Origin of the sequence: Bellilinea sp., assembly GCF_034432615.1 — a bacterium.
Taxonomy (GTDB): Bacteria; Chloroflexota; Anaerolineae; order Anaerolineales; family Anaerolineaceae; genus Bellilinea.
Map to the genome: position 1 here is coordinate 1 of NZ_DAOUBL010000067.1, position 2410 is coordinate 2410.

Sequence of the window (2410 nt, forward strand, 5' to 3'; positions counted from 1 at the left end):
TAAGGCGGCTGCCAGCAGTCGCCTCACCTGTTGAACAAGAACATACTTTCTTCGCTCAACCTGAACCGATTGCTGCCAGTCAAACTGAATCAGTTTCTCTAAATAACCCTGCTGTACACAACCTTCCAGGCTGAAGATTGCCACCTCCGGCTTTAATAGACCCGCAATCAATAAATCCCGGCTGAATTCCTGCCAGTCCAGCGGACGGGTATCTGCAACTCCTTCCAAATCCACACCACCGCCAGTGCTGCCAATTGCAATATTTTGAGCATCTTTGCCGTAACTGAGCAGCAGTGCATCTCCCCATGGTCGGCTGAAGCTGGAATACAGCATGAGAACCTCACGGTCAACCTCTAAATCCAGAACCCCCAGCCAGCGCTGTAAAACGAATGAGCGGCTTCTGCGCTCTTCCAGTATCAGCGGCAGCTGATAAGCCTCCACCTCATAACCATCGTTGTGAATCTGCTCAACCAGCTGGCGGTAGAGCAATCGGGCACTGGCAAATCGTTTTTTGCGATGACTCGCCGTAGAGAAAATAAACCGCAAAGCCGGCATTACCCCCTCTTTCAATGCGGTGATCAATCGAAAATCCGGTTCGATATCCAGCCCAATACGGAGCCATTTCAAGTGTTCATTTTGACTCCAGGCCTGAAAATCCTGGTAGCGCTGTACCGCCAGGGGAGCATTATCCAGATTGAACCAGTAACCCTCTTCCTCCGGGAGCAGCAGCCACGCCGTTACCGGTATGCCAGCCTCATTGAGCCGCCGCACAACCGCTGCCCTCTCAGTCGAAAAATCCCGAATGGCGAGCGCAACGCCGGCGTCCAATTTCTGCAAGGTAGCAATAACCTGCCCTGATTCAAAAAGGACTTCAAGTTGAGCTGCTTCCAGTTCACAAAAGAAGGTCATGTGTGGAGGCATACGGCATTGCTCCTGATCATCATCCTTCGGTTCGTAATTTCGCCAGTGCAATGGCGCCCATAACCCCAGCCCGGTTACCCAATGCAGGGGGAACAATATATTCATCAATGTTTTCCAGGATTTGCGAAGCGAAGATATAACGATTGAGGTATTGCTGAACTTTAAGCCGAATCATGGGGAAAAGGTGAGTTTGCTGCATTACCCCTCCTCCCAGAATAATCCGTTGAGGGGAAACGACACAGATGAAATCATTCAGCGCCAAAGCAATGTACTCGGCTTCCAATTCCCAAACCGGGTGATAAGGCGGGACACCTTCAGCCGGCTTTCCCAGCCGGGCTTGCAAAGCCGGTCCGCTGGCTAATCCCTCAAAACAATCACCGTGGAAAGGACAAATCCCCACAAATGGATCTGCCTTTTGATCATGCAGCAAACGAATATGCCCCATCTCGGGGTGAACCAAACCATGATACGGCTGTCCATTGATGATTAAGCCACCGCCAATTCCGGTGCCAATCGTAATGTAGATGTAGTCCTTCAACCCTTTGGCTGCCCCCCATGTACCTTCTCCGAGGGCTGCAGCGTTGACATCCGTATCGAGAAACACAGGCACTCCTGTGGCGTCTTGCAGGGTTTGAAGGACGGGTGCAAAAGACCAGCCCGGTTTTGGGGTAGTTGTGATTTTCCCAAAATTCGGAGAAGCAGGGTTGAGATCAAGAGGCCCAAACGAGCCGACTCCGATTCCCGCCAGCCGGGCGTTATTTTTGACCATGTACTGGCGGAAGAAGTCAACTGTTTTCGCCAGAGTTTCTTTCGGTTCAGTCGTCGGAAAACGCACTTCTGCGCGGATATCCTCTGGCGATGTTCCGATTGCACAAACAAACTTAGTTCCACCGGCTTCAACACCACCATAGAGTTCCATGACTGACCTCCTGTTGATAATTTTTTATTTTCTCTGGGTATTTTAATAATATCACAAACCACCCCTCATTTTTAATGTGGAAATCGAATGAACGGGGTATAATCCAGCCAGGATTTTCCAGACATCTCCAATCATTCTTCAAGGTTTGAGAAAATCCGCTCCGTATGGATTAATTCGTTTTTTTGTTGATATGACCTGAGAATTTAGCGAAAAAGAGGTTTGTCATCATGGATATTTTTGAAAAATGTCGAGAATTTACTGCGGCCAAAGAAGCCATTGCACAGGGTATCTATCCTTATTTTATTCCCCTGGATGAAAATGAAGGCACAGAAGTCATTTTTCACGGACACCGCCTGATCATGTGCGGTTCAAACAACTATCTCGGTCTCACCACAGACCCGCGGGTCAAGCAAGCCGCGTGCGATGCGCTGGAACGTTACGGTACCAGCTGCACAGGTTCCCGCTTCCTGAATGGCACCCTGGCACTCCATGAGCAATTGGAGCACGAACTGGCTGAGTGGGTGGGCAAAGAAGCGGCGCTGGTCTTTTCAACCGGTATGCAGGCAAACC

3 protein-coding genes are annotated in these 2410 nt (G+C 50.0%); 1 reads left to right on the plus strand and 2 read right to left on the minus strand.

From position 1 onward, the window contains the following. A partial coding sequence (locus VAE48_RS03340) for a hypothetical protein (protein ID WP_322791899.1) occupies positions 1–1026 on the minus strand: 1026 nt, incomplete at its 3' end. After that, a complete protein-coding gene (locus VAE48_RS03345; RefSeq protein ID WP_322791900.1) occupies positions 941–1840 on the minus strand; it encodes an ROK family protein in 900 nt (299 codons plus the stop codon). The genes VAE48_RS03340 and VAE48_RS03345, both read right to left, overlap by 86 nt. A gap of 227 nt (positions 1841–2067) precedes the next feature. On the opposite strand from VAE48_RS03345, the gene VAE48_RS03350 reads away from it, so the two are divergent. Further along, a partial coding sequence (locus tag VAE48_RS03350; protein WP_322791901.1) for an aminotransferase class I/II-fold pyridoxal phosphate-dependent enzyme occupies positions 2068–2410 on the plus strand: 343 nt, incomplete at its 3' end.